This window comes from Jiangella ureilytica (assembly GCF_004348545.1).
Classification (GTDB): domain Bacteria; phylum Actinomycetota; class Actinomycetes; order Jiangellales; family Jiangellaceae; genus Jiangella; species Jiangella ureilytica.
In genome coordinates this window covers 53,744-80,174 of the sequence record NZ_SMKL01000018.1, presented here as the reverse complement: position 1 = coordinate 80,174, position 26,431 = coordinate 53,744, and the positions used below count along the sequence as shown (strand labels likewise).

Here is a 26,431-nt window from a genome sequence, read left to right as displayed (position 1 = left end):
CGCCGTCAGGCGCGCGTGTACGTCAGCGTGACGACGCCGGAGCCGCTGCGCTCCACCGACGCCAGGTCCAGGTGGCGCGGGGCGGCGCCCGGCCGGAACAGCGGCTCGCCGCTGCCGTGCAGCACCGGGAGGACCGACACCGCCAGCTCGTCCACCAGGTCGTGGTCGAGCAGCGTGCGGGCGAGCCGTCCGAGGCCGTAGACGACGAGGTCGCCGTCGCCCTGCCGTTTGAGCTCGGCGACGGCGTCGGCGGGGTCGTCCGCGACGACGACGGCGTTCGTCCAGGTCGCGGTGGTGAGCGTCGACGAGAACACGTACTTGCCGATCTCGTTGACGCGGTCCGGGTACGGCCCGGTCTCGTTCGGCCAGGACTGCACGAAGTACTCGTAGGTGCCGCGGCCCATCAGCATCGCGTCGCTGCGCCGCAGCTGGGCCAGCGACTTCTCGGCCGCCTCCTCGTCGAAGTACGGGGACGCCCACGACCGCGGGGCGCCGTGCACGCCGTCGAGCGTCACCAGGCATCCGACCCTGAGCTTGCGCATGGTTCCTCCATCATCGTCGTCGACCACTGCTGCTCGTACCGACCGGCAGGGCCCGCGTGAGGAATCGCGATTCCTTTCGCCGCCGGCGCCGGTCGGTACGAGGATGAGCGGAACGACGGAGAGGACCATGCGCGACGACGAGTTCATGCGGCGGGCCGAGGGCTATCGGCGCGAGCTGCTCGCGCACTGCTACCGCATGATGGGCTCGCTCGACGACGCCGAGGACCTGGTGCAGGAGACCTACCTGCGGGCCTGGCGCTCCTACGAGGGGTTCGAGGAGCGGTCGTCGCTGCGCACGTGGCTGTACCGCATCGCGACGAACGCGTGCCTCAACGCGCTGCAGCGCAGCGACCGGCGCGCCGTCCCCGTGGAGCTCTCCGGCCTCGCCGGTGCCGAGAGTCCGGCGGCCGGTGTCGGCTGGCTGCAGCCGCTGCCCGACGCGCTGGTGACGCCGTCGTCGGCCGATCCCGCCGCGGTCGCCGAGGTGCGCGACGGCGTCCGGCTCGCGCTGATCGTGGGGCTGCAACACCTGACCCCCGGCCAGCGGGCCGTGCTGATCCTGCGCGACGTGCTGGCCTGGCCGGCGGCGGAGGTCGCGTCGGCGCTGTCGCTGGAGGTGGGCGCGGTGAAGTCGTTGCTGCAGCGGGCCCGGGCGCGGCTGGCCGCGGTGACGCCGTCCATGGACGAGGTCACGCTGCCACCGGAGCACCCGCGGGCCCAGGAGCTCCTGTCGCTGTACATGACGGCGTTCGAGACGGCCGACGCGCGGGCGTTCGAGGAGGCACTGCGGGCCGACGCCGTCCTCGAGATGCCCGCCGCCGCGATGTGGTTCGCCGGCAAGGTGGCGTGCGTGTCGTACCTGGTCGACGAGGTCGCCCGCACGCGCGGCGACTGGCAGAAGCTGCCGACGGTGGCCAACGGCCAGCCGGCGTTCGGCGCGTACCACCGCGACGGCTCGGCGTTCGGGCTCGCGGTGCTGACGGTGACCGCCGCGGGGATCGCCCGGGTCACCGTGTTCGGTGAGCCCGGGCTGCTCCCCCGCTTCGGCCTCCCCGCCACCCTGCCGGCCGCAGGCTGACGCCGTCGTCAGTCGATGAACTCCTTGGCGAACCGCCGGATCGCCTCGGGGTCGGTGGCCTCGTGGAAGCCGACGATGAGCTGCTGGACGCCGGCGTCCTCGTAGGCGGCGAGCCGGTTCGTGACGGTCTCGGTGGTCCCGTAGAGCAGGTAGTGGGCGAAGTCGCCCGGGTAGAACGCGCCCATGGCCGGCGACAGTGCGGCCTGGGCCTCCTCGTCGGAGTCGGCGATGAGGCAGGCCGTGGTGGCGGTGCGCAGGATCGTGTCGTGGTCGCGGCCGGCTGTGCGGCAGTGTTCGCGCAGGATGGCGAACTTCCGCGCCGCCTCGGCCGGCGACACCATGACGTTGCAGGCGTCGGCGTACTCGGCGACGATCTTGAGCGTCACCTTCTCGCCGCCGCCGGCGATCATGATCGGGATGCGCGGGCGTCGCGGCGCGGTCGTGGGGTGCGCCCACATCTCCCTGACGGTCCGCACACCGTCGCGGAGCGCTGTGAGACGCGTCGGTGCGTCGGCGAACTCGTAGCCGAAGGTCTCGTAGTCGGGCTGGTACCACCCGGCGCCGATCCCCAGCGTCAGCCGCCCGTTCGCCAGCACATCCACCGTCGAGGCGATCTTCGCCTGCAGGGCCGGGTTACGGTACGAGTTGGAGGTGACGAGCGGCCCGATCCGAATCCGCTCGGTGTGCCGCGCCAGCGCCGTCAGCATCGCCCACGCCTCGAAGAGATGCCCGTCCGACGGCGGGATCGTCTGCAGGTGGTCGGGCAGCCAGGCAGCCGCGAAACCGCATTCCTCCGCTGTCTGTGTGAGCTGGATGACGCGTTCTGCCGCCTCGACCGGGTCGCCGTCGGCGCCGAACTCGCCGCCGAATCCGACCGGCAGGAAGATTCCGAATTCCATGGGGATCGCCTCTCCGTCTGCATTGGTTCCTGGGCAGACAGACCGGATGGCGGATACGGAGGAATCGGGCTCGCTCTCGGGCCGGACGCACGAGGGGGCCGGCCTCAGCCGACCCCGTTCGCTCTTGGCGGCTCGACCTCAGCCGAGCTGGTGCGGGGCAACACCCAGAATCGAGGAGATCACCACGCCCAACGGCCATAGATCCCTCAGGATCTGGCCGATGACCTCGGTGTGCTGACGCAGCTTCCGCAGCCTGCTCAGCAGCGTTCCTCGCCTGTCGTCGTGACTCACTGGGTTTCCTCCCAAGTGCTGAGGCCACCAGGTGAACCGCGTCTACAGTCGGCCCGATAGCCGATTTCTCGACTACGCCGGGCGGATTCCCGAAGTAGTTAGCCGATCAGGTTGACAGGGCGACAGGCACCGCGTCAACGAGTAGCCTTGGAGGCGGTCGGGGGAGGTGCGTCTACACCAACGATCCCGGCTAAGTCCCGGTGCGTGCTGTCGTGGCTCCGCGCCGGGACTTCTTACGTCGTAGCATTGGTCCTGGCCGGGCGAGGTGCGCTAACACCGATGATTTCGGCCAAGCCCTGGCGCGTGCTGTTGTGACTCCGCGCCGGGGCTTCTTGCGTCGCGGCCGACGCGGTTGGAATGTGGTCGGAGTCCGATCGGTTGCCGTAGCGAAGGCACCGTCCGTTGAAGGGAAGCGACACCCGATGAAGGCGATCGTGCACGACGAGTCCGGCTCCGCCGACGTCCTCCGGATCACCGAGCGCCCGGTCCCCGATCCCGGTGCCGGCGAGGTGCGCGTGCGTGTCGTCGTGTCCGGCGTGAACCCGACCGACTGGAAGGCGCGCAGCGGCGGCTACGGCGCCATGTCCGGAACCGAGACGGTGCCCAACCAGGACGGCTCCGGTGTCGTCGACGCGGTCGGCGACGGTGTCGGCGGGCTGTCCGTGGGCGACCGGGTGTGGGTGACGCTGGCGGCGTACCAGCGCCCCGGCAGCGGAACGGCGCAGGAGTACACCGTCGTGCCGGTGCAGCGGGTGTTCGCGCTGCCCGACGGCGCCGCCTTCGACCTGGGTGCCGCGGTGGGGATTCCGGCGATCACCGCGCACCGGGCCCTGACCGTCGCCGAGGGCGGCCCTACGCGGCTGCTGCCGGGCGCGCTGGCCGGCCGGACGGTGCTGGTCGCGGGCGGTGCGGGGGCGGTCGGCAACGCCGCGATCCAGCTGGCCCGCTGGGCCGGCGCGACGGTGATCGCGTCGGTGAGCTCGGAGGCGAAGGGCGAACTGGCGACGGCGGCCGGGGCGCACCACGTCGTGACCTACGGCTCCGGGTCTGGGGATGTCGCCGCTGCCGTTCGTTCGATCTCCCCCGACGGCGTCGACCTGGTGGTCGAGGTGGCGGCCGGCGCCAACGCCGCTCTCGACACTGCGATCATCAAGCCGCTCGGCACCATCGCGATCTACGCCAACAACGGTGACCAGCCGTTCGATCTGAACGTGCGCGAGTACATGGGCCTGAACGCGCGGCTGCAGTTCGTGCTGCTGTACACGCTCGGCTGGGAGAAGCTCCGCGAGGCCGGCGACGACATCAACGCCGCCATCGCCGACGGCGCCTTCCGCATCGGCGACGCGGCCGGGCTGCCGCTGCACCACTTCGCCCTCGACCGGACCGCCGACGCCCATCGCGCCGTCGAGGACGGCGCCACCGGCAAGGTCCTCATCTCCGTGCTCGAGACCTGACCCGACGCTGACCTGCCGCTCCGTGGCGGCGACCGCGTCCGCATCTCTCGTCAGCGCCGCCGTCGCCGGCACGCCGCGGTCACTCCGCTGCCGACACCTTCCGTCCCGCTGACCGGCAACCACAGCGGCGGCGACCCGCCCACGGGCCCCGTCAGGGCCGGGGCAACCGGCACAACGCACGGCGCGCCGCCATCACCGGCACGCCTCGGCCACCCCGCCGCCGACACCTTCCGTCCCACTGGCCGGCAACCACAGCGGCGGCGACCCGCCTACGGGCCCCGTCAGGGCCGCGGCAACCGGCACAACACGCGGCACGCCGCCGTCGCCGGCACACCGGGGTCACTCCGCCGCCGACACCTTCCGTCTTGCTGACCGGCAACCACAGCGGCGGCGAGCCGCACGCGGGCCCCGTCAAGGCCGGGGCAACCGGCACAACGCGCGGTGCAGGCGGATGTCCTGCTGGATCTGACGGGGCACCGGCCAGCACCGCTGTTCCAGCGCGTCGGCATACGCCTCCAGGGCACGCAGGCTCTCGCGGCGGGTGGCGGCTTGTGCGCTCGGGTCGTTCACCTTCTGCGCCGACTGCCGTCGCTGCGCCGTTCTCGCGGCGAGAATGGCTGCGAACAGCGCACCGAGCGGCGGCGGCAGCGCGTCGGGGGCGCTCACGGTGGCCCGCTCGCCGACGCGATGGCGGCCAGGACCTGGCCTCCGTCGAAGTCCGGCCCGACGCTGAGCCGGAGCACGGCATGTCTGACCTCGACCGTCTCGACGAACCGCGCATGGCCGCCGGGCACGGATTCGAAGTGCCCCGCCTCGGACAGCACGACGAGGACCGGATCGTCAGCAGCCAGTCGCTCCGCCCGCTGCGCCGCGTCGAGCAGCGTCATGCCCGCTCGAGCCGTGTCCGGCGAGTCCAGGGCGTCCGCGGAGAACGAGAACGCACCGGCCCAGCGCCGGAGGAAGCGGGCCAGCGCCAGCGCGCGGGCGTCGGGGCGGCGCGTCAGCATCTGAGGCACCGGCCGATCCGGCCGGGCCCGTCCGGCGTGCGTCTCCCGCGGCTCACAAGGGCACGGCCTGTACCGCCGGCCACGACATCAGCTCGTCCTCGTGGGTCCACTCGCTCGATGCAGCCGCCAGCGCGTCGCTCGCGGTGACGTGGTTGTCCCAGTCGACGATCCGCGAGAACGCACGCGCCGCCGTCGTGGCCGGACTGTCTGGCGGTACGACCAGCAAGTCGATGCGGGCCCGGCCGTCGCGGCCGCTGAGGCTCACCATGTGGGGGTCGATCGCGCGGTACGAGGACGTCCGGATGACCCGGCCGGCGATCAGCAGCTGCTGCCCTGTCCCGTCCCAGGTCTGCCTGCTGAAGGAGACCCATTCGGTCCGGAAGCCCCTGCGGTCGAGGGACTCGATGACGGCCGGAAGTTCCGCGCCGAGGTCGTTCGAACGGGGCCACCACACTCCGTGAAGCCGCGGATCGTGGCCCGGCCGGGACACGCGGTAGGCGACTCGTGTCGCTGAGTCGTCAGGCAGATGCGGACTGAGAAATTGGCGCATGAGCGCGGCCCGTCTCCGGCCTCTTCGGCCGACATCCATGGTGTCGGCGCCGCTGGGGACCGACGTGCCCGCGTATCAGCGCCTGAACTTCGAGCGTACACCTGTCCAGGACGAGCAGCAGCCGCGTGACCTGACCAGATGCCGTGGACAGCACCTGCATGTCGAGGTGCGCTACTCGAAGAGGTGGCGGATGTCATCGACGTCGAGTCGGCCGCCGAACGCGTTGCCGTCGTCCATGACACTGGCCGACAGCTTGGCCTTCCGGTCCTTGAGCGCCATGACCTTCTGCTCGATGGTGTCGGCGGCGATGAGCCGGTACACCATGACGTTGCGGGTCTGCCCGATGCGGTGGGTGCGGTCGACGGCCTGTGCCTCGGTCGCGGGGTTCCACCATGGGTCGAGGATGAAGCAGTAGTCGGCCTCGGTGAGGTTGAGCCCGAACCCGCCGGCCTTGAGGCTGATCAGGAAGACCGGCGCCGTGCCCTCCTTGAACTGCGCGATCACCTGGTCGCGATGCCGCGTCGAGCCGTCCAGGTAGCAGTACTCGATGCCGGCCGCCTCGAGCCGCTCGCGCACCAGGCCGAGGAAGCCGGTGAACTGGCTGAACACCAGCGCCCTGTGTCCACCGTCGACGACGTCGCCGAGCTGTTCGAGCAGCACGTCGATCTTGGCGCTGGCGACGTCGCGATGCTCGTCGTCGACCAGGCCGGCATGCAGACTGAGCTGCCGCAACACCGTCAGCGACCGGAAGATGACGAACCGGTTCTTGTCGACGTCGTCGAGCAGGCCGAGCACGCGTTGCCGCTCGCGCTGCAGGTGCTTGTCGTAGATCTTGCGGTGCTTCGGATGCAGATCGACCTCGAGCACCTGTTCCTGCTTCGCGGGGAGGTCGGCGACCACCTGTTCCTTCGTGCGACGCAGGACCAGCGGCTTGATGCGGTGGCGGAACTGGGCGAGGCGCTCGGCGTCGCCCTTCTTCTCGATGGGCTTGGCGTAGTACTCGTCGAACCGGCCCGGGTGCGGGAACAGGCCTGGCGCCGAGATCGAGAGCTGCGACCACAGCTCCATGAGGTTGTTCTCGACCGGTGTGCCGGTGACGGCCAGCTTGAACGGCGCCGGCAGCTTCCGCGCCGCCTGGTAGGTCTTGGACTGGTGGTTCTTCACGTGCTGCGCCTCGTCGAGGACCAGCCCCGACCACGGCACCTGGCCGTAGGCGTCGCCGTCGAGCCGCAGCAGCGTGTAGGTGGTGACGACGATGTCCGCGCCGGCGACGACCTGCTCGATCGGCTCGCCGCGACGGCGCAGCGTGTCCGTGAGCGCGACGACGGTGAGGCCGGGCGCGAAGCGGGCCGCCTCGGTGACCCAGTTCGACACCACGCTGGTCGGCGCCACGACCAGGAACGGCGGCATCTCCGGGTCGCGCTGCTTCGCGTGGCAGACGAGCGCGAGCGTCTGCAGCGTCTTGCCGAGCCCCATGTCGTCGGCGAGGATGCCGCCGAGGCCGTGTTCCCACAGCAAGGTCAGCCAGCGGTAGCCGTCGAGCTGGTACGGACGGAGCTCGGCGTGCAGGGTGCTCGGTGGTGCGGCGGCGTCGGCGTCGTCGAGTGTGCCCAGCGCCAGCAGGCCTTGCACTTGGCGCTGCCAGGAGTCGGCCTGGTGGGTGACGATGCCCAGGTTGGCCAGCTCGTCCCAGAGGCCGGCCTGGAACCTGCTGATCCGGGTGCCGTCGCCGGTGGGGTCGCCGAGCGCTCTGGCCTCGTCGATGAGCCGGCGCAGCGCCTGCAGCTCGGGCTTCTCGAGCGAGAAGTAGCCGCCGTCGGGCAGCAGCAGGTACGGCTCGTCGCGCGCGAGCGCCAGGAACAGGTCGGTGAACGGGACGTCCTGCCCGTCGGCGGTGATGGTGACGCCGAGGTCGAACCAGTCGCTCTCGCCCTGCGCCTCGTCGGCGGATACGCCGATGACCAGGGAGTCGCCGACCTCGCGGTAGTCGGCCGGGTCGCCGAACACCTCGACGTCGACGTCGTCCAGGTCGCGCAGTCGGGGCAGCGCCTCGGTGCTGAAGCGCATGGTGTCGAGGCCGTCGAACCGGCCCCGCGAGTCGGGGCCGAAGCCGTTCAGCTCGGCCTCCAGCTCGGCCAGCAGCGCACGTTCGGCGGCGGGGTCGCGGAACGGGTCGTCCGGTCCCGCTGGGTCGAACGGGTCCAGTGGCACCCGGCGCTCGGTGTCGCCGATGTCGTAGCGCCACTCCCAGTCCAGGTCGAGCCCGTGGTCGTCGCCGTAGTCGGCCCGGGCCACCAGCGTCGGGCCGGACACGTCGGGCGGCACGAACGACCCGTCCGACGACACGACCGTCGCCAGCCGCTGCAGCCGCGGGACGTACTCGTTCTGGAACCGCTCGATGTCGCTCGCCGGCACCATCAGCCGGCCCCTGTCCAGAACCAGGTCCTGTAGTTGCCGGCTGGCCGGCTGTTCCAGTCTTGCGAGCCCGAACCGCCAGTTCTGCGGATCCTTCGCCGTCTCGAGGTTGTCACGCGGCGCGTAGACCACGCCGTGCCCGTCGGCGCCGATGAACCGGACCGGCACGACCTCCCCGTCCACGCCGTCGACGATGAGCACGGGCACGATCACGAGGTTGCCGCTCGTCGTGTCCCTCGTGACGTTGAGCTCCAGCCGCGCCTGCCCGTACTGATCGACGTCGCCGGTCCGCTTCTTGCCGTAGACGAACCGGAGGCCGAGCTTCTTCGCCTCGTCGAGCAGCGGCCACAGCTGGCTGGACTCGAACGCCGTCAGGTCGAGGTACTTCTCGTCGCGGCCGTAGGGCAGGTAGGAGCCGGTGTCCGTGCGGCCGGCCTCGTAGAGCAGGAAGAACTGACGCAGCCAACGCAGCTTCTCGATGGGGCCGGCCATCAGCTCGGGGCGGTGGCGCAGCCTCGACCAGCTGAGCTCGCCGGCCACCCAGCCGCCGCGCCCGGGCCGCACCAGCCTGGCCAGCAGCCGCGGCTGCGTTCCGGTCGCGTCTTCCCACCGCCCGGTCGCCCGCGGCTTGCTCGACAACGTCAACTCGACGGCGATCTCGCTCGTGCCGCCGTCGTGGTGCACCACAGGGCCGTCGAGGAGCGAGTCGAGTGAGAGCTGCCAGTCCGCCGGCCCCTCGTTCGCCGTCCTTTGGCTGCCCGGCGCTTCCCCGCTCAGCGCCGTCGCCACCAGCGCGACGACGTGCTTGCAGTCGAACCCGACGGGGCAGGTGCACCGCCCTTCGACGAACGTGTACTTGTGCGGGCCGGCGGCTTTCAGGATCGCGAGCGTCGTGTACGGCTGCCGCGCGCTGCCGACGACCCGGCCGGTGACGATCCCGTCGGTCCGCACCCACTCGACGTCCGTCACGGCGCCGTGCTGCGCGTACATGATGCCGCGCACATACGTCGACGGGTCCACCACCTTCAGCAGACCCGCGTCGTCGTTCACCTGAATGCCCGGCCACATATCGAGCACGCTAGCCGCCCCCACCGACAATCTCCGGCCGCCATCATGATCCGGTGACATCGATCGACGAGCTGTCCTCTGAGGCCCCGTGAACACCGACCCGCCGTTGTCCGAACGCGATCCCGACGCTTGGAACAGACACCTCGCAGAAGGGAACGCACGGCAGGCCCGTAAGAGAGTCTGTGCCGACGTCCTGATTCGTGATGCCCACGATCGAGTCCTGTTGGTCGACCCGATTTACAAGCCCGGCTGGGATCTGCCCGGCGGCATGGCTGAGGCCAATGAGCCGCCCCACGTCACCGCGCGACGTGAGGTGCATGAGGAACTCGGCATCGACCTCGCGATCGGCCCCCTGCTGTCCGTGGAATGGGTGGCTCCGCACGGCCCGTGGGACGACCTGCTCGCCTTCGTGTTCGATGGCGGGCAACTAGCTCCGGCACGGGTGCAGGAGATTCGCATCCAGGACAGCGAGCTGGCCGCCTTCGAGTTCTGCGACGACGCCCTCGCCCGTGAGCGCCTTCCGCAGTCGATGTGGCGTCGAGTCGCAGCCGCACGATCCGCACTCGTCGGCGGCCAGGTCCGCTACCTCGACGACCGCCCGCACTGGTGGTGACACGAGTCAGACGTGGCGATCCTGCCGCCCCATATGCGGCGCATGCCACTCCTGGGAGCTGCGGTTCAGCGCCGCTGAGGCGATCACCTTGGCCGACGCCGTCGAAAGCACCGCCAGCATGCTGTCGATGAACTGCTGGGTGTTCTGGTTGCCCTGCTCGCGGTACTCGATGGCTTGGAACAGGCAGTCCAGCTTGTCGGCATCGTGCGCCACGACAACCTCGAGGGAATCCCCGGCCTCGTAGTCGTCGACGATCCGCTGGATCCCGTCGCGCACCGCATCCGGAGTCTCAGCCACCTGGTCGGCGGTGACCTTCTGATTGCTTGCCGCCGTCAGATAGCGCCGCCCGAGATAGGGGATGTCGCCGACGCGCGTCTCCTGGCTGTCGTGGAGGACCGCCAGCAGCGCGACCTTGGCGGGGTCGGCCCCTTCCATCAGGGCGAGCACAGCACCGATGAGAGCAGTGCGGTGCGAATGATCGGCGATGCTCTCCGGATCCTTGACGCCGGCGATCCACCAGCCGGTTCGCTTGGCTCGCTTCAGCAGGCCGGCCTCGAAGATGTAGTCGACCACACCCTCGATCTGACCGTCGTCGGCCACCGGACCACCTCTCACGCACCGATGCTCGGAACCTCGGTGAGTGTAGAGGCGAGCGTTGATCACCGGACGTTGATCGTCACGGCTCGGACATCGGCGCGAAACGGACCGCTTGGACATTTGATCCGCATGTCACATTAGCCCCGTTCTGCTTCCCTCGAGGAGTCGCGGTGCATCGGTCAGTCATCGTTCGGAGGCTGCTCTCTCTCGCCGTCGCGGCAGTGCTCGCCGCACCCGTCTTGACGGCGGCACCCAGTTCGCCGCCCGTCGGCGCAGCTCCGCCTCCCCCGCACTCAATCTGGAAACGCTCGATGGCCTGACGGCCGAGCGGATGATGGAGTCCGGCGAGCTCACGTCCGTTCAGCTCGTGCAGGCGTACCTGGAGCGCATCGAGGCGCTCAACAAGAGCGGCCCCGGCCTGAACGCCGTCACGCAGATCAACCCCGCCGTCATGGAAGAGGCGCGGCGGGCGGACGAGCTGCGCGCCGACGGTGTCGTGCTCGGCCCCGCGCACGGGTTACCCGTGCTGCTCAAGGACCTCATCGACGTGAAGGCATGTACACGTCGAATGGCAACTACTCACTGCGCAGGTTTTACCCGGAGGATGACGCCGACATCGTCAAGAAGCTGCGCCAGAGTGGCGTGATCATTCTCGGCAGGGTCGGCCTGTCGGAGTGGGCGAACAGCTTCGGCAGCCAGCCGTCCGGTTCGACGACCTCACCGGCCAGGTGCTCAACGCCGACGACGCCGACCAAAACCCGAGCGCGTCCTCGTCGGGCGCCGGGGCCGCGGGTGCGGCGGCGCTGTCGATGCTCACCGTCGACACCGAGACGTCCGGCTCGATCATCAGCCCATCGGGCGCGCATGGCCTGGTCGGCAACCGCCCGACGGTCGGCATCGTGCCCGCTTACGGCATCGGCCCGATCTCGTCGTCGCAGGACACCGCGGGCCGATGGATCGCACGGTCGCCAATGCGGCCATGCACCTGCAGTCGATGGTCGGCCGCGACCCGAAGAACGAGGCCGGTTATGCCGCCGTCTTCGGGCCGCACTGGCAGGCGTCGATCAAGCGCCCGAGGGGGGCGCCGGACTACATGTCCGCGCTCGACCTCGACTTCGTCCCGGCAAACGGATCGGCTACAACGGCACCTTCGAGCCCGGGTCGCCGACGGCGCTCGCTTTCGACGCGCTGGTGGCGGCCGGCGCGATCATGGTCGAGCGCCCCTCGATCCCGTCGGCGATGTTCCCGCGCTGCCGAGCGGCTATCAGCAGCACAAGGCGATCGACGAGTACTACCGCGGGTTGGGCGCGAACGCGCCGATCAACTCGCTGGAGGAAGAGGTCGCCGTCAACCAGGTCGAGTCGGACCAGGCGCTGAAGTTCGGCAACCAGAACCACGCGAACGCGGCGGCTGCGGAGACGGAGCCCGGCGGCCCGAACGAGACGGCGTACCGCGCGGCCATGCCGATCCGGCGGGCTGCGCAGTGGGCCGCGATCGACAGCATGATGAACAACCAGACGCCCGACGACCCCTCGGACGACTTCCTGGCGATCCTCGGCAGCGTGCCGAACGGCGCGACCGCCGGCACGACGCAGATCACGATCCCGATGGGGTACTCGACGACGCGTCGGCGGGCTCAGAGCGTGCCGATTCACGGCAACGCGTACAGCGAGCGGAACCTGATCGGCGTCGCGTACGTGATCGAGCAGGCCACTCGCTTGAGGCGCCCGGTGTCGGAGCTGAACCCGAGCATGTACCGGTGCGCCGACACCGTCCCGGCGCCTGCCTATTCGGAGCGCGGCAGCTGCAACCCGGACTATGAGTCGGCGATGGCTTTGGCCGGATCGGTGCCGCAACTGCCGTTCTCGCTCGAGACGGAGACGGCGCAGAGCCTGCAGGCGCGGCAGGCGGCGGGGACGCTCACGGCGGAGACGTTGACGCGGGCGTACCTGGCGCGGATCGCGGCGGCGAACGCCGAGGGTCCGGCCGTTCAGCGGTGCGTTCGCTGAATGTCGCCGCGGTGTCGGAGGCGCGGGCCTTGGACCGGGAGCGGCGACGGAGTGGGCCGCGCGGTCCGCTGCACGGCATCCCTGTTCTTCTGGACGACTCCTTCGACGTCGAGGGTCTGCCGACGACGGCGGGTTCGATCGCCTTGCAGTCGTTGATGCCCGGTGACGACGCTGCTTTGGTCGCGCAGCTGCGGGCGGCTGGGGCGATCATCCTGGGCAAGACCAACGTGACGGAGCTCAACGGCGTCTTCGACACAAACCTGCCCGAGGGCTACTCGTCCCTTGGCGGTCAGGTGCTGCTGCCGTCGGACACCGACAAGACTCCTGCTGGCTCCTCGGCCGGTTCGGCTGCGGCGACGGCGTCCGGCTTGGCGGCGTTGACGATTGGCATGGAGACCGGCACCGATGTCGGTGCGCAGCTCATCGCCCCCGCGGGTGTCGCCGGCGTGGTGGGCCTGAAGCCTTCCGTCGGTCTGGTCGACGGTGACGGCGTGCTTCCCGTGGCGTCGTCGCAGGATGCTTTCGGGCCGTTGACGCGGTCGGTATACGACGCGGCTGTCGCGTTGGGCGCCGTCGACACTGCCGCTGTGGACTACACGGCCGGCCTGTCGCCGGCTGCCCTGCAGGGCAAGAAGGTCGCCGTCGTCGCTGCTGGATCCTCCCCGTACCCGGCTGCCGTGTCCACGGTCGAGTCGCAGGGCGCAACGGTGGGCTCGGTGACGCTGGGCGCGCCTACGACGCGGCCAAGCATCGTGCTGCGGGAGTTCTCGCAGGACCTGGACGCGTATCTCGGCGGAGCGTCTTCGCTGGACGAGATCATCGCGTACAACCAGGCGAACCCCGTCGAGGGCCGAATTACCAGCAGAACGAGCTGCTGGCGGCTTCGTCAGCGACGCTGGAGACGTACGAGTCGGACCTGGCCGTCGGGAAGGCGGAGAATGCTGCCGTCATCGACTGGGTACTGGCGTCCGGTTACGACGTGATCATGGTGCCGAGCAACAGCACCTTGGTCGGGATCGCCGACCGCGCCGGTTATCCGGTTCTCACCGTTCCCGCGGGCGAGGGCACCGGCAACGCCGGCCGCAACCCCATCGGCGTCACCTTCGTCGAGGCGGCGGGCAGCGAGGCGTCGCTGCTGGCGGCGGGTTACGCGTTCGAGCAGGGCCACTCGTATGTGCGCCGGGCTCCCGGTGTGACGAACCCGTCGATGTGGCGCTGCACCCGGGGCGGCTCGTTCTTCACCGGCGAGCTCTGCAACCCGGCGACAGTGGAGAAGCCTTGGCCGAACTGGTCGACGGTGTCGGCCCCGGCCGCAGCTGGGCCGCGATCGTGGCCAACATCCAGGGCGCTAAGGCGGACGACCGTCAGGCTGCGGCTTGCTCTCTGATCGACGCCCTCGTCGCGAACGTCAGCCGGTCGGGCAGAGGCGTCCCGGCTGCGACAACCGCATCGATCACCACCGAGGCCTCCCGCCTCGGCGCTATTACCGGCTGCGAACCGCCAAGGAGGTAATTCGGACGGAAGGAGTTGTGGGCCTCGGGCCGCGAGGCCCCACACTGCAGTGGACACAACTTGGAGCATGGTCGCTGGCACCACTAGGCGATCCGTCAGGCCCCGCGGACGGCGTGAGCACCCAGTTCGGCGCCGAGGGGTCGTCCGAGAGAAGCGGCCCGTCAAAAGTCGCTGGCGCGCTAGACCTTCAGGTGGAGGTAGGTCTGCTCGATCACATCCGCAACCTCGGCAGGACTCTCGTGCTCCCAGAACCTGAGGACGGTGCCGCCAAGGGCTTCCAATCGTGCACGGCTGTCTGCGTCGCGCGCTTGATTCCCCTGCACCTTGGCGAGCCAGAACGCTGTCCGAGTCTTCGGCACCACAAAGTGGGCTGAGCAACCATGCCAGAAGCAGCCGTCGACGAAAACGTACAGCCCCACCCTTGTGAACGTGACGTCAGCTCGGCGTCGACGGTCGAACGGTAGGGGCTCGCACACCCGGAACCGGAGTCCTCGAGCATGGAGGATGGAGCGTAGAGCCATCTCAGGCCCCGTGTCCCTGCCCCTGTTCGCCTGCATCGTGCGTCGCGTTGCAGGAGCTACCTCTGGCAGGTCTTCGTACGAGCCCACAGATGTCAGACCCCCTCGATAGGCTCTCGTCTCACGGTGTGTTGAAGGCCTCGTCGGCCGATCTGCTGTCATTATCGTCCCCACGGGAGGTGCTGGGTCTTGGCAGTCCGCAGGAGTTGGTTCGACGCTCCTCCCTCAGCTGCCAGACTCACTGGCTCGCTGAGGGACATCGGCTACGACTTCCCAACGGCCGTCGCCGACCTCGTGGACAACTCCATCTCCGCGGGGGCTCAGCGTGTTGGCGTTGAGCTCGTCTTCGATCCGAACAACTCGTATGTCCTGATCTGGGACGACGGCACGGGCATGGGGCCGACCGGACTGCTTGAGGCCCTGAGGTTCGGCAGCCGGCGCGAGTACAACCGGAACGAGCTTGGCCGGTTCGGACTGGGACTCAAGACTGGCTCCTTCTCCCAATGTCGTCGGCTGACGGTGGTCAGTCGCACGGCGCCCAAGCAGCCGAACATTCACGTCCGAACCCTCGATCTCGACTTCATCGAACGGGTTGACTCCTGGAGCGTCCTGGCAGACGAAGAGAGCGACGCCGTCGAGCATGCTAAGCGCATCCTCAGCGATGGACCAGGCACCGTCGTCGCTTGGGAGAACCTCGATCGGGTGCTACCGGATCGATACGCGGAATCCGGTTGGGGACGCCGGCGCCTGAGCACCCTCGCAAAGAAGACGGGCGAGCACTTGGGAATGGTGTTCCATCGGTTCATCACAGGCAGCCACGGCGCTACGCCGGTCGCGATCTCCGTGAACGGCGACAAGTTGGAGGCGTGGGATCCGTTCGCAACCTCCGAGCGACACACCCAGACTCTCCCACGCGAGGTCTTCGAGATCGAGTCCGACGAGGGCTCCGCAGACATCATCTTCACTGGCTACGTTCTGCCGCCTAGGGATCAATTCTCGTCGCCTGAGCGGTTCGAGCGGATGTCCGGGCCACTTAAGTGGAATCGACAGCAGGGACTATACATCTACCGCGCCAATCGCCTCGTGCAGTTCGGGGGCTGGAACGGACTACGCGGAATCGACGAGCACACGAAACTGGCTCGTGCGTCGATCGACTTTGACACGGATCTGGACGAGACCTTCCAGATCAACGTAGCGAAGATGAGCGTTGTACTGCCGGCAACCTTGAAGAATATGCTGGAGCGTCCCATTCATGACCTTTGCGTCCGCGCCGACGCTGCATACCGTCAGGCGGCGTCGGCCTCAGAGGAACGTCGGAAGCCTGCTCGGACTACCAGTGCAGAAGGCGTTGCCTTACGAGAGATCGGCATTGCATTGAAGGCAGCGGTGCTCGAGTCCAGCGACTTGGCGGGCTTCAAAGACGCCCTCGCCACGTTCAAAGCGCGCCACCCAGACCTTTCCAAGTCCTTGGGCCTCTAGCTCAAGCTGTCTGCATACAAGCATTGCGCCTTGAGCGGGCACTCATTGCATTTGGGACGCAACGGCAGGCAGACGTCCGTCCCAAGCTCCAACAGTCCAAGCTGCGCCGATCTAGCATCGCGGCCATATCCGATCATCTTAGCTATCGATATGCGGCCATCGCTGTACTGGTTCTTGCGCCCAAGCGAGTTTCGCTGAAATCGTGTAGCAACACGCAAAGCGCCATATGTTACGACAACTGGCTCTTCGCCATCCTTGCCAGCTACGAGCTGGGCCAAGTCGGCCAAGCTCTGAGTAATCACCCTTCTGGAGACCAGATCGGCCAGCTCCTCCTCGCTGAATTGAGCACGTCGTCCAAGTGCGTGCGCCAAGCGTGCCACACTGTCAGCTCGGTCCTCCCTACCGATCCAGCCGAGGATCTCCTCGAGCTCTGCACGGCGCTCGAGGAGCTCGTCGGGCGTGGCGTACTTCTCAAGGAGCGGCCACAACGACCTAGTGATCAACGCAGGCGCACGATCAAGGAGGAGTTCGCCGAGCATGACATGCCAGGAGGATGTCGAATGGAACCATGGCGATGACGTCACGGGACCTGCTCGGAACCATGTTGCAAGTTTGTTGCCGACTTCCTCACTGGAAGGGCGTGCACTCTGTTCGCCCTGAAGCGCGCTGACGACGGCTGCGCCAATTGCGAGTCCCAACCTGGGTGGGACCGCGTTGCCGATCTGTTTGAAGGCCGCCGACGGCGGACCCGCGAAGCGAAATCGGTCCGGAAAGGTCTGGATTCTCGCGGCTTCTCGCACTGTGAGCGTGCGATTCTGCTCGGGATGGATGAATCCGTAACCGTCCTTCGCGATATGGGCCGTGATCGTCCGCGACACATCATCACCCGATAGGCGCTTATACTTGTCGTCGAAGATATCGTCCCGATACCGCTTCAGATGCTCTGGAAGATCCGAATATCTACTCTCCGAATCAAGGAGTTCGAACGCTTCCTCGTCATCATCCCTAACAGGCCGAGTGATGTGATCAAATACCTTCGCCTCGTCCGAGGCGGGGACACCCACGCGCATCGCCCATTGGAACGCTGTCCGCGGGCCGGCGTAATCGGCCCAGCCTTCAGCGCCCCCCTTCGGCCTCCACCCGCCCTTGACGCGCGGCAGATCGGAGATGGCGTTCGACACGGTCACCTTCTTCGGCGCCTCCGCGGGCCATTCAAAGCCTCTGCCAGCTCGGATAGCAACGAGGATCAGGCGCTGTCTGAACTGAGGTACCCCGTAACGCCAAGCATCGACTACACGCTCCTGCACCGAGTAGCCGAGCGACTCGAGCTCGAAGACCATGCTCCGCAGTATGAACATCTCGCGGTCCAGCGCCATGTCTGGAACGTTCTCCATAATGACCGCTCGAGGCTCAGCCAGCCTGATGACTTCCAAGAACGAGCGCCACAGGTCCCGACGGCGGTCATGCGGTTCCCTCAGCCCTTGGCGCACGAGGTGGCGCATACCCGAACGGCCAGCTTTTGAGAACGGCTGGCACGGGGGGCCTCCAGCTAGGACGTCGATCTGGTTGTCCCGCAGCATGCGCGCGACTCGCTCGACGACGTCTGCGTCACCCAGATCCCAGTCGATCGCCATGCCCGCCATATGGTGCCGATGGGTCTCGAGCGCCTCAGCGTCATGATCCGCACCAATCACCACACGTATACCCGCTTGCTCAAGACCGAGGCTTAACCCGCCAGCGCCGCAGAAAAGGTCAGCAGCTAAGAAGGGCGGGTGATCCTGCCGACGAATCGCCAAGCAAAGCGCACGCAGCTCCTCTTCGGTCGTGCAGTGGTCTGGATGTGCCTCCAACCGCACGAAGGGGCCGCGGACAAGGCGGACGCTCGGACGACGTGTCTTGTTCATCAATCACTCCTCACTGCGATTGTAGGGAGAACGTCCGACAACAACGGACAACGTAGGCCGTGTCGTCGGACTGCCTGGACCGATGGACGCGCCGCCCAGGTGTAATGGGTCAGGAGGGCATGCGGGCGAGTCGGGTCGAACGGGCGCAAGCCCCGGGTCGGCGCATGGCCGGTCGACGGCCGCACGTCCACGCGAAGGCTCTCGTGCCTTCTAGTATCTGCCCCGTGTTCAGACGCAAGCTCGCATCGCCAGGTGATGGCAATCTCACCCACTGGGTCGCCATCCACAGCAGCGACCAGACGGTCTACACGACCGATCCTCGCTCCTCGCCTTTCGCAGCACCTGGATGCACCGGAGCAGCAGGTGGGCACTGCAATTCACGCGAGAGGAGCTGGAGGGCTTCCGCGACGGCACGCTGCCGGACCTCGTCGAGCCGGGCCCGCGGCTGCTGTTCGTCGGCATCAACCCCGGCCTCATGACGGTGGCCGTGCAGACGCACTTCGGCCGGCCGGGCAACCGGTTCTACCCGGCGCTGTACCGGGCCGGCATCGTCGACCGGCTCATCGACGTCACCGGCGGCACCTCGCCCGAGGACGACGCCCACCTGACCGGCGCGGTATCGGCATCACCAACCTGGTCGCCCGAGGGACCGCGCGGGCCGACGAGCTGACGGCGGCGGAGCTGCGGGCGGGTGCCGTGGCCCTCGCCGCCCGCGTGGCCCGGCTGGCGCCGCGGGTGGTCGCCGTCCTGGGCATCTCCGCCTACCGGACGGCGTTCGGCCGCCCGAAGGCCGTTGCCGGCCGCCAGCCGAAGGACCTCGGCGGCGCCGAGCTGTGGGTGGTGCCGAACCCCGAGCGGCCTGAACGCCCACGAGACCGCCGGTAACAGCAACACGGCCAGCTCGGCTCAGTCCCCGACCTTGGGTTATCGGCCTCGGACGCCGCACGGAGCGTGCGCCCGCCATGGCAGATCCCGCCTACGTGCCCGTGCGAGCCGCTGACCGCAGGTGACCTCAGGCCAACCTTCATCCGCTGGGACTGCGACATCACCGGCCAGCCGGTCCATGGCCCACATCCGCTCCTCGTCGATGACCACTCCAGGCAGGCAACCCCAGAGATCCTGCACGCAAAGGAGCGGGCCGCCCGCATCCAGCGGTTCGCTCCCGAACCTTGGACCACCTACTCGCCGCGTCCTTCGTGTGCTGCAAAGCCAAGGCGCGACGCCTCGGCTAGAATCCGTGCACCTTGGACGGCTTGCTTTCGTGATGGAACACGGCCCGCCTTGAGTAAGGTTCCGAGGCTAAACGCCAAACTACGCTGCCAGCTCTGTAAGCTGTCGGTCTGCTTCGCCCAAGCACTCAACGCCTTCCATGTTTCACTACTGATCGAAGTAACGGCCTTTAATGCCGCTTGTTCTTCGACACCGAGTTGCTCACCTATACTACTCATTGAGGTAGTGCGCGTGCGGCCAGTCCCCTTCTCGAGCTGCTCACCAAGCGCGTCCGAGGGTGCCCATTCTAATTCGATGATAGACTTCCAGCAGCTCTCCTTCTTGGCCCATTCACTGATGTTGCGTCCGTTCGCTGTGGACCACAGCGCTTCATAGATTAACGGACCCAGATCACGGACAGCGGATGTCAACTCTGGCGACAGTTCTTGGGCTCTCCAGATAGCTCGCAGGCTCACTCGTTGGCCAGTAGCGTGGAGGAGCTTGGCGAGCGTGTACGTCACGGTCTGAGCCCGATAGCCGCCCAAGTGAAGTGACCCAATGATCTTCTCGGCAGTACGGAAAAGAAGCGCCTTCGCAATCAGATTCTCGAAGTATTGTTGATCCGGCTTGAATGATGAGCCACGCCTCTCAAGGCGGAGCATGAACTCCCTGAAATTCTTCTCCGCACCCAATGAAACTATCCATGGCAACTGATCCCACGTATTCTCAAATTTCGCGAGGTCTGTCTTGGTGAACTTCTGACTCAAGGGATTTACGACCTTGAATTGGCGCTGCCGAGCCGGAGTGCGTTCGCGCGCATGCGCGTCTGCGTACTGACCACGCGCGCGTTCGTAAAACCAACGCGTCATATCCACGGTTGCCGCTTTGGCAGGTGCCCATATCGTCCTAGACAATCGCTCAACCTCAACATGAAACGGATCGTTCGCACTAAAGTCCGCCATGTTGACCCGGTTTTGACTATTAGCGAACTCACTGATCCGCGGAACCAAGTCCATCAATAGCGATGATTGCACCACCGACAGCTTCGCCTGGACATAGATCTCCGAAAGATCGACCTTGCTCTTCACCTTGGCATAGTGGAGGGAAGCGGTGGTCTGACCCCCATTAACGATCTGCAAGTCGGAAATTCCGATTATGCCGCTTCCGCCACCTGAGAGCTCCACTACTTTAACGGAAGACGCAGTCATCGATATGCCATTGTTATATGCTAGGAACCGCCTTGGATAATCCCTAATTGTCTCTTGAAGCCCTCGATTAACCTTGCCTCGCGACTGAAGGAACGAACGGACGTTAAGTTCAAGAAGTCTAGGGCCATATTCCTCGTACATCTGCGCAATAAGCTCACCTGGCATGAGCATGAGATAGGCGTCGTAGACTCCAGAATCGCCGTGCGGCCCCAAGCAGGGGATCGGGGCACCCCACATTTCGACGATATCGACAAGAATCGGCTCTTGAGCTCGCCCGCTTGTCGTCAACTGATGGAGTCTCGTCAGATCCCAGACAGAATGATGGACCTGCCGGCCCTCCAGCCTCCCCCCCTTTGGAACGGTCGTGCGGAGTATCGAGTTGGTCAGAACCACAAGTCGAACCTCGCCAACCTCGTCCCACACCTCCGACAGCCGGTGGGCCATGTCCCAGCTCGGCGAGGATTCTTCAAGCCGTCTCCACAGTTGATCTTGTGCACGCTGCAGGAACCCACACATTCGACGGTAGTGGGTATCAAGTTCGGTCTTACCCAGGCCCTGCGGAGTCAGATCGCCGCGGTAATCGGTAAGAAAGAGCCAGAGAGTGGTCTCGTCGTCGCTTAAAGCAAAGCCCGACGCCCGCGCACCCGTGGCCTGGTAGAAGGCCGGAACCGCGCCCTCGATCTCGCCCGCTTCAGCAAGAAGCTCGAACATGAATATAGTAAACATCTCAGGCAGCGCCTGCTCGTAACCCTCATCCGAGGCCAGAAGCGAAATCTGGCGCTGCAAGTCAAGCAGATACTCATCGATCCCGGCGGTCAATGGAGCTCCCTCAGCCTCGCCGCGAAGGCTTCTTCAGGAAAAAGGAATTCTTCAATCGCGCTGCGATCAATATGGTATGAAACTCCTCCCACACCAAGCGGCAACGACTCGGCCAGAATCCTGGGAAAACCAGGCGATACCTTGAAGAGTTCGCTGGATCGCACGTGGTACCTATCGGTCAGCGTGTCCGTTAGCGACTCATGCCAGCCGTAGCTTAACAGCCGCTCAAGAAATAGGTCGTAAGCAGACGCGGTCTCAGCTATGACCTCCTTCAATGAATCTATCGCCTGCCCGAGGGTTGTTCCCGTACCTTCCGGCCGTTGATCCAACCGGATATAGGCGAGATACAGCTCAGATAAGCCCGTAACGTCCAGCTGGCGCTCTGAGCTAATTGAAAGTTTGCCGGGGCCGTTTCCTCGGTAGGACTTTACCTCCACCGCGAGATCGCCTCGCTGGAAGTCTTGGACCGCTGGATCTGGGCCACACCATGCGGCAACAGCAGAGCTCGGCCCGATTGCTGGTATCAAGATCTCGCCCAAGACGGTCAGTTCGGCGAAAAGGCCCGCTGCGGTCTCTCCCGTGAACACCTCGCGACGCGCGGCGAAGAACGACTGCCACGCGACGACCCTGTCCAAGACTCGGCCAGCTGCACCATGACCTGGACTCTGAGCGAGGACGCCGACCACGTCCGACGCCAGTTCGGCAAAGAGAGAGTCGCCGGCCGGTGAAGTCGACGTGAGCTGGATATTGACCAGATTCTCGGCGCTGATCTCGACGTCCACCGCCAAACCGCGGGACAATGGCCGCTTTCGCGGAAGGCCAATAGGTGGTCCCTTAATGCTAAGCAGGAGGACCCGTTGCCCGGACGGCCGCTTCTCGCCGAGGAAGACGTCGTGAATCGTTTCGGGCAGGACGCGCCTTCTCACTATGCCGTCAACGGCAGGATCCGAAGCCAGCTGCTGCCAAAGGCTAATATCTAACGGTCTATTCATAAAATTCCTCGTCATCCCATCCGAACTCATTCTTCAAGTGAACCAGATTGACTTGATATTCGAGCGGCTTCGCTCGTGCGGACCACGGGAATGACGCGGCAAAGCCCACAAAGGGAGTCGGATCTTCGTCCCAGTCATCCCACATCGAGGGGAGGAGCGGATAAAGGAGCAAAAGGCCGCTTCGATCTGACCGCAGCCTTCGCTCCCATAATCCCGAGGGTCTAATCGGTGGCTCATCGTCGGGCTTACGGCGCGGATTGAGCTCCCAAGACCTCAAAGTGTCCTTCAGGGCACGCTTCCAGTTGTCTGAATCCTTCACAAGGTCCACCAGCTCGTGCCCAGGGCTCACCAGACGGCGCACGGTGTACCGCCCCGAGCCTGTGGCGGCATTATGATGTGCTCGCTGTGTCAGACCTACGGCGATGCCGCCGACGTCGCACAGCGTTCCTCCCCTTACGTCAGCAAGCACAACCGTCCAGTCGACCAGCTCACCATCTACGACTCGGCCACTGATGTAGTCGGAGAGAGCCTTTGGCTGCACCTTATAGGCTGCGCGATCAGCCCGGTAGGTGGACAAAAAGCGCAAGACCTCCTCGGGCGCAACGTGACGCCAAACCTTCATGCCGGTAGGGCCCGCCTGTACTCGGCCCAATCGACCTATCATGTCGTCAAGCGCCCTGAAGTTGGCAATGCGATCCGCCGCACGGAAGGTAACTGTCTCGGAAATCGAGCCGCTGAACGATATGCTCAGCTTCTGCGCGTTACGGAGTTTGGTTGGCGAACTTACAAGTAGGCCGTCAGGATGCTGCCTTACTCGAAGTCCAAAGTCGGCTGGCGTTCTACCAACAGCCGCCATCGCCTCAAACTCACGCTGGAGCTCGGCCGATGCTGCCGTGATCCGCTCGTACCAGCCGATTAGGCCGCTCGTGGTATAGAGGCGACACACATCAAGGTAACCTGGCCGATATCCGAACCACCGCCCCATTTGCATTAGGGTGTCGTACATCTTACTCGCGCGAAGGTAGTATGAGACCGTCAGGCCCTCCAGCGTCAAGCCTCGAGACAGCTTGTCGCCGCCGATCGCGATAACGCTAATTCCGTTCGGGTGATCGACATACTCTAAGGCGTCCGTCGACGTTCCATTCACGACATGGATCTTGGTTTCCGACGCTATCAGATACAACTCTGACCATAACTCGCTGAAGGAAGGGATTTGGGCTGGCGCCACCAGACCATAAGCGAGGTTCAACTCTGCAGTCGTTGGACGCAGGTCTTCGTTGTATAACCTTTTCACTTGAGCCGCGAGGGGCGAGTTCGAGCCCTCGCCGAAAGCGAGCCGTTGCTTAACCTCCTCGAGATAGTCCTCCACCTGCTCGGCAACCTGCTTCTGCATGTTCGTGAATCGCGTGACATGAACGAGCATCGAATGGTGTTTGTGTCTCTGCCCTCGAATTCGACGGACGGCACCAGCCATGAGAAAGAAGACAATGGCGTCCCGGAGCGTCTGCGGCAGCTCGCCGCCAAGAGAATCCGATGCTCTGTGTTTATCCGGTAACCATTTACCGTAGTCGGCCACCTTCCGGACTATCGGCAAGGGACGTACTTCTTCGATTGCGTTCGCCGTGTCTTGTTTCAGGCCGAACACCTGTTCAGGCCCCGTGTATGTACTAGGCGCCGGTAGATTGATGATGAAGCTTCGGGGAAACAGGTCCTCCCCCGAGGTGCTATGATCGGCATCGGGGTCGATGAAAATGTTCGCGAATGGCGTTGCCGTATAAGCGACATAAGCAGTTCGGTCGAAGGTGTTTAGGAACTGCCGAATCAGCCCGTTGATGACTGATGGGTCTGTCTCGTCACTCACGCTGGCACTCTTCGTATTTACCGATGCGTGGTCGGCTTCGTCGTCGATAACCAGTACCGGCACCCCCCGAACCTTGAACTCGCCAGTTTCAGGATCACGTTCCTTGGTCAGCTCGGTAGCCCACGTGTACAGGTTTGTGAGGATGGACTTATACTTCTTGACCACGAGTACAATTGGATCTGCGCCACCTGGCGCAATACCCATGTTCTGAGCAACGTTGAGCCGAAAGTCTCCGGCGTCCGCGGACGATGTAAAGGAATTGACGTACAAGCGCGGGCCGGCCAGCCTGCCTACACCGACACGACTTGAGTCATTCGCCTTCGACGCCAGCCTGAACGCACGCGTGTCGAATCCAAGAATTCCTTCGTCTATGCGTGCCTGGGTTTGGCTGCGCAGACTGTTGTGAACCCCTGCAAGCACTACTACAAGCTTGTATCCTGTATCTAACGCCTTCGCTATAAGTCCTATGTAGTTGCCGGTCTTTCCCGACTGTACTTGGCCCGCCACGAGCCCTCGGCGGTCCCAGGGGCCGTCCCGATGCGGGTCCTCGAGTCTGCCAAGGATATCGTCACTCACCTCATCAGTACGCCTTACGGCGGCTGGAGGAAGCCTTTGGTCAGCCCGTAGGAATCGCATATAGCGGTCCCAGAATTTCCACGAGAGTTTCTCTCCCAGCCGGTCCGCCAGCCATGGCACGTGATCGGTATCATCCTCGAGCGCGTTCCACGAACCGACGTGCACGTTGTAATCGGCTTCGATATCGCGGATCAGTCGTTCGATGTTCAGTGAGTCGGGCGAGCCTACCTGCTCGGCGGCTACTGTCACCCATTCCCGTAGTTTTTCTGGCGTAACATCGGCTCCCTTTTCTACGGCAAAGTCCATCCTGACCACAACCAGCTGTCGAATAAGGTCGATGACGTTCACAGTTTGCCCTCTCGAAATGCCGCGATAACCTCAGGGAAATACACGAATGGCTCGATAACCGCGATCCGGTCGATCGCCTCGCTTGGAGAGGCGCCATCGCTAAGCAATCCTGAGAACGCAAAGTCAACAAGTGCTCCCAGCTCCCGCCTAGCCTCACTGAACGGCGTGGACTGATTGTCGATCGCTGAGGCGACGGCTGCTCCGATCATGGTTGTTGGGACTGTCTCTTCGATAAAGCGCAGAGCGCGCTCGACGATCTGTCTGTTTTGTCCAGCGGCTTCGAACAGGGCCGTGATTACTGGGTGTCGCCGGTTCACCTTGTACTTGAGTTCACCATTGCGCCCTCTATACTCGTGCCAGGCAAAGACGAAGTCTCGACTGTTCTGACGCACAAAAATCTTCCCTCGGTGACGGTAGACATCCTCTGCCTTGGACCGTGTGGCCCTTGCTATGCGTCGAAGACTCTCCGTAAGCTCGCTCGGCGGTCTCGCGGTAGACTTCTTCACGTCGACCTGCCACTCGTGGTCCATACTGGAGGGAAAGTCAATAGCTATCCGGGCCAGTTTGGTGTGCTCATCTCGCGCCATACCGAGCCCGAGCCAATCGCCCGGAACGAGCAAGCGCTTTGAGCGGTAAACATAGAAGCCCTGTTGCTGGTTCCAACCGTGAACCCCACCGCCCCGCTCTGCATCTTCGTCGTCCAGCTTGCTGCGATGTGGGAGCACATATGGCGTCACGCGGATGAGCGACCCCCGGAAGGGCAATTCCTCCGACTCAAGCCGCTGTGTCGCAGGGTGGTCGATCAAGAATGGATCCAACGGCTGGATCTCTCGTCCATTGATGTCTATTCTTATGCGTCCGCGGCCCCCAAGAAACCGATGGAACGTCACAGCTAGGTGCCGCTGCACCCGGGTCGCTACATCGAGAAGGCGCCTCTGAGCTCGAGGGTCATCGATGTCGGCATTTCCGACGAGCCGGTCGAGCTTCCCCCACTGGACGACGGTCCCACCCGATGAAGCGGGCGCCGCGATCTCGCATCCTTCGGGTGCTGTCCGGAGCAGACGCCACTCGCTCGAGACGGCGACCGTGTCCAAGTCCCACCGACGTGTAGATGTCACCCCCGTCGCGGCGTCAGTGCTCACTACCGTGAGCTCCCTGGCTTGCGAGAACGATGCCGTCTTGAGCCCGAGCCCGAACCGACCCAAGTCCGTGGCTCGGCGTACTTCAAGCGGATTGGCGCTCCCAGGACGCATGGCCGCGGCGAGCGCCGCCTCAGTCATGCCATGACCATCGTCCGACACGCGGACGAGCGAGTCCCGCCCTATCCAGATGAAGTCGACGGATACCCGCTTTGCACCTGCAGAGATACTGTTGTCGATGAGATCGGCGACAGCCGCCTCAGGCGAGTACCCGAAGGCTCGGAGCGACTCGATGAGCGCATCTGCGCGTGGCTCGGCGATGTCCCAGCCCTGATCCACGTTC

The 26,431-nt window shown here is 65.4% G+C and carries 22 protein-coding genes and 1 pseudogene; 9 read left to right on the top strand and 14 right to left on the bottom strand.

All coding sequences use genetic code 11. The features are described from left to right. Positions 1-5: 5 nt before the first annotated feature. Positions 6-542 carry a dihydrofolate reductase family protein gene (locus E1212_RS10480; RefSeq protein ID WP_131982043.1) on the bottom strand — a complete coding sequence of 179 codons (537 nt, stop codon included), beginning with the start codon at positions 540-542 and terminating at the stop codon, positions 6-8. Here E1212_RS10480 and E1212_RS10475 point away from each other — a divergent pair. Then, positions 541-1,620 (top strand): RNA polymerase subunit sigma-70, encoded by a 1,080-nt coding sequence (locus tag E1212_RS10475; RefSeq protein ID WP_338033784.1) that lies wholly within the window; start codon positions 541-543, stop codon positions 1,618-1,620. The genes E1212_RS10480 and E1212_RS10475 overlap by 2 nt on opposite strands. 8 nt (positions 1,621-1,628) lie before the next feature. Here E1212_RS10475 and E1212_RS10470 read toward each other — a convergent pair whose 3' ends face one another. Continuing rightward, a complete protein-coding gene (locus E1212_RS10470; RefSeq protein WP_131982039.1) occupies positions 1,629-2,519 on the bottom strand; it encodes an LLM class flavin-dependent oxidoreductase in 891 nt (296 codons plus the stop codon). 138 nt (positions 2,520-2,657) lie between these two features. After that, entirely contained in the window at positions 2,658-2,810 is a 153-nt protein-coding gene (locus tag E1212_RS29375) for a hypothetical protein (protein ID WP_162605414.1), read from the bottom strand. A gap of 422 nt (positions 2,811-3,232) precedes the next feature. Between E1212_RS29375 and E1212_RS10465 the strand changes: the two genes are divergently transcribed. After that, positions 3,233-4,264 (top strand): NADPH:quinone reductase, encoded by a 1,032-nt coding sequence (locus E1212_RS10465; protein ID WP_131982037.1) that lies wholly within the window; start codon positions 3,233-3,235, stop codon positions 4,262-4,264. A 411-nt stretch (positions 4,265-4,675) separates the two neighbouring features. On the opposite strand, the gene E1212_RS10460 is transcribed toward E1212_RS10465, so the two are convergent. The 4 genes from E1212_RS10460 to E1212_RS10445 form a co-directional block, all read right to left on the bottom strand. Then, on the bottom strand, positions 4,676-4,930 hold the full coding sequence (locus E1212_RS10460; RefSeq protein WP_131982035.1) for a hypothetical protein: 255 nt from the start codon (positions 4,928-4,930) through the stop codon (positions 4,676-4,678). Further along, on the bottom strand, positions 4,927-5,271 hold the full coding sequence (locus E1212_RS10455; protein WP_131982033.1) for a hypothetical protein: 345 nt from the start codon (positions 5,269-5,271) through the stop codon (positions 4,927-4,929). Before E1212_RS10455 ends, E1212_RS10460 begins: the two co-directional genes overlap by 4 nt. Positions 5,272-5,323: 52 nt before the next feature. Then, positions 5,324-5,821 carry a DUF5994 family protein gene (locus E1212_RS10450; RefSeq protein ID WP_275296161.1) on the bottom strand — a complete coding sequence of 166 codons (498 nt, stop codon included), beginning with the start codon at positions 5,819-5,821 and terminating at the stop codon, positions 5,324-5,326. A gap of 171 nt (positions 5,822-5,992) precedes the next feature. Beyond that, positions 5,993-9,304: a DEAD/DEAH box helicase gene (locus E1212_RS10445; RefSeq protein ID WP_131982029.1), complete on the bottom strand. Its 3,312-nt coding sequence runs from the start codon at positions 9,302-9,304 to the stop codon at positions 5,993-5,995. Between the two features lie 88 nt (positions 9,305-9,392). Between E1212_RS10445 and E1212_RS10440 the strand changes: the two genes are divergently transcribed. Next, positions 9,393-9,917, top strand: a complete 525-nt coding sequence (locus E1212_RS10440) for an NUDIX domain-containing protein (RefSeq protein ID WP_131982027.1) — start codon at positions 9,393-9,395, stop codon at positions 9,915-9,917. A 6-nt stretch (positions 9,918-9,923) separates the two neighbouring features. Here E1212_RS10440 and E1212_RS10435 read toward each other — a convergent pair whose 3' ends face one another. After that, entirely contained in the window at positions 9,924-10,517 is a 594-nt protein-coding gene (locus E1212_RS10435; protein WP_203416728.1) for an HD domain-containing protein, read from the bottom strand. A gap of 328 nt (positions 10,518-10,845) precedes the next feature. Between E1212_RS10435 and E1212_RS30755 the strand changes: the two genes are divergently transcribed. From E1212_RS30755 to E1212_RS10410, 4 genes are read left to right on the top strand one after another with little or no spacing between them, the layout of a single operon-like run. Further along, positions 10,846-11,160: an amidase family protein gene (locus E1212_RS30755; protein ID WP_131982023.1), complete on the top strand. Its 315-nt coding sequence runs from the start codon at positions 10,846-10,848 to the stop codon at positions 11,158-11,160. Between the two features lie 28 nt (positions 11,161-11,188). After that, positions 11,189-12,523, top strand: a complete 1,335-nt coding sequence (locus E1212_RS10420) for an amidase family protein (protein WP_131982021.1) — start codon at positions 11,189-11,191, stop codon at positions 12,521-12,523. Beyond that, positions 12,511-13,506 (top strand): amidase family protein, encoded by a 996-nt coding sequence (locus E1212_RS10415; RefSeq protein ID WP_162605413.1) that lies wholly within the window; start codon positions 12,511-12,513, stop codon positions 13,504-13,506. The genes E1212_RS10420 and E1212_RS10415 overlap by 13 nt, the downstream gene beginning before the upstream one ends. 2 nt (positions 13,507-13,508) lie before the next feature. Further along, the gene (locus E1212_RS10410; RefSeq protein ID WP_131982017.1) at positions 13,509-13,910 is read left to right on the top strand and encodes a hypothetical protein; all 402 of its coding nucleotides are present in this window, start codon (positions 13,509-13,511) and stop codon (positions 13,908-13,910) included. 304 nt (positions 13,911-14,214) lie between these two features. Here E1212_RS10410 and E1212_RS10405 read toward each other — a convergent pair whose 3' ends face one another. Then, a complete protein-coding gene (locus E1212_RS10405) occupies positions 14,215-14,715 on the bottom strand; it encodes a very short patch repair endonuclease (RefSeq protein WP_131982077.1) in 501 nt (166 codons plus the stop codon). Between the two features lie 27 nt (positions 14,716-14,742). On the opposite strand from E1212_RS10405, the gene E1212_RS10400 reads away from it, so the two are divergent. Further along, positions 14,743-16,032, top strand: coding sequence for an ATP-binding protein (locus tag E1212_RS10400; protein ID WP_131982015.1), 1,290 nt, complete (start codon positions 14,743-14,745; stop codon positions 16,030-16,032). Here E1212_RS10400 and dcm read toward each other — a convergent pair. Next, entirely contained in the window at positions 16,029-17,936 is a 1,908-nt protein-coding gene (gene dcm, locus E1212_RS10395) for a DNA (cytosine-5-)-methyltransferase (RefSeq protein WP_131982013.1), read from the bottom strand. The two genes, E1212_RS10400 and dcm, sit on opposite strands and share 4 nt — an antisense overlap. Before the next feature lie 370 nt (positions 17,937-18,306). Here dcm and E1212_RS31060 point away from each other — a divergent pair. Further along, positions 18,307-18,936: pseudogene (locus E1212_RS31060) on the top strand (mismatch-specific DNA-glycosylase). A gap of 178 nt (positions 18,937-19,114) precedes the next feature. Here E1212_RS31060 and E1212_RS10385 read toward each other — a convergent pair. From E1212_RS10385 to E1212_RS10370, 4 genes are read right to left on the bottom strand one after another with little or no spacing between them, the layout of a single operon-like run. Beyond that, positions 19,115-21,172 (bottom strand): AIPR family protein, encoded by a 2,058-nt coding sequence (locus E1212_RS10385; RefSeq protein WP_131982011.1) that lies wholly within the window; start codon positions 21,170-21,172, stop codon positions 19,115-19,117. Further along, entirely contained in the window at positions 21,169-22,164 is a 996-nt protein-coding gene (locus E1212_RS10380; RefSeq protein ID WP_238992305.1) for a PD-(D/E)XK motif protein, read from the bottom strand. The genes E1212_RS10385 and E1212_RS10380 overlap by 4 nt, the downstream gene beginning before the upstream one ends. Beyond that, positions 22,157-24,949: a Z1 domain-containing protein gene (locus E1212_RS10375; protein ID WP_131982007.1), complete on the bottom strand. Its 2,793-nt coding sequence runs from the start codon at positions 24,947-24,949 to the stop codon at positions 22,157-22,159. Before E1212_RS10375 ends, E1212_RS10380 begins: the two co-directional genes overlap by 8 nt. After that, positions 24,946-26,427, bottom strand: a complete 1,482-nt coding sequence (locus E1212_RS10370) for an ATP-binding protein (RefSeq protein WP_131982005.1) — start codon at positions 26,425-26,427, stop codon at positions 24,946-24,948. Before E1212_RS10370 ends, E1212_RS10375 begins: the two co-directional genes overlap by 4 nt. Between the last annotated feature and the right edge of the window lie 4 nt (positions 26,428-26,431).

Bases quoted from the DNA above. Each gene is read 5' to 3' on its own strand.
- E1212_RS10475 (WP_338033784.1), top strand. From the start codon at position 541: ATGGTTCCTCCATCATCGTCGTCGACCACTGCTGCTCGTACCGACCGG.
- E1212_RS10480 (WP_131982043.1), bottom strand. From the start codon at position 542: ATGCGCAAGCTCAGGGTCGGATGCCTGGTGACGCTCGACGGCGTGCAC.
- E1212_RS10470 (WP_131982039.1), bottom strand. From the start codon at position 2,519: ATGGAATTCGGAATCTTCCTGCCGGTCGGATTCGGCGGCGAGTTCGGC.
- E1212_RS10465 (WP_131982037.1), top strand. From the start codon at position 3,233: ATGAAGGCGATCGTGCACGACGAGTCCGGCTCCGCCGACGTCCTCCGG.
- E1212_RS10455 (WP_131982033.1), bottom strand. From the start codon at position 5,271: ATGCTGACGCGCCGCCCCGACGCCCGCGCGCTGGCGCTGGCCCGCTTC.
- E1212_RS10450 (WP_275296161.1), bottom strand. From the start codon at position 5,821: ATGCGCCAATTTCTCAGTCCGCATCTGCCTGACGACTCAGCGACACGA.
- E1212_RS10445 (WP_131982029.1), bottom strand. From the start codon at position 9,304: ATGTGGCCGGGCATTCAGGTGAACGACGACGCGGGTCTGCTGAAGGTG.
- E1212_RS30755 (WP_131982023.1), top strand. From the start codon at position 10,846: ATGATGGAGTCCGGCGAGCTCACGTCCGTTCAGCTCGTGCAGGCGTAC.
- E1212_RS10410 (WP_131982017.1), top strand. From the start codon at position 13,509: ATGGTGCCGAGCAACAGCACCTTGGTCGGGATCGCCGACCGCGCCGGT.
- E1212_RS10405 (WP_131982077.1), bottom strand. From the start codon at position 14,715: ATGACAGCAGATCGGCCGACGAGGCCTTCAACACACCGTGAGACGAGA.
- dcm (WP_131982013.1), bottom strand. From the start codon at position 17,936: ATGAACAAGACACGTCGTCCGAGCGTCCGCCTTGTCCGCGGCCCCTTC.
- E1212_RS10380 (WP_238992305.1), bottom strand. From the start codon at position 22,164: ATGAATAGACCGTTAGATATTAGCCTTTGGCAGCAGCTGGCTTCGGAT.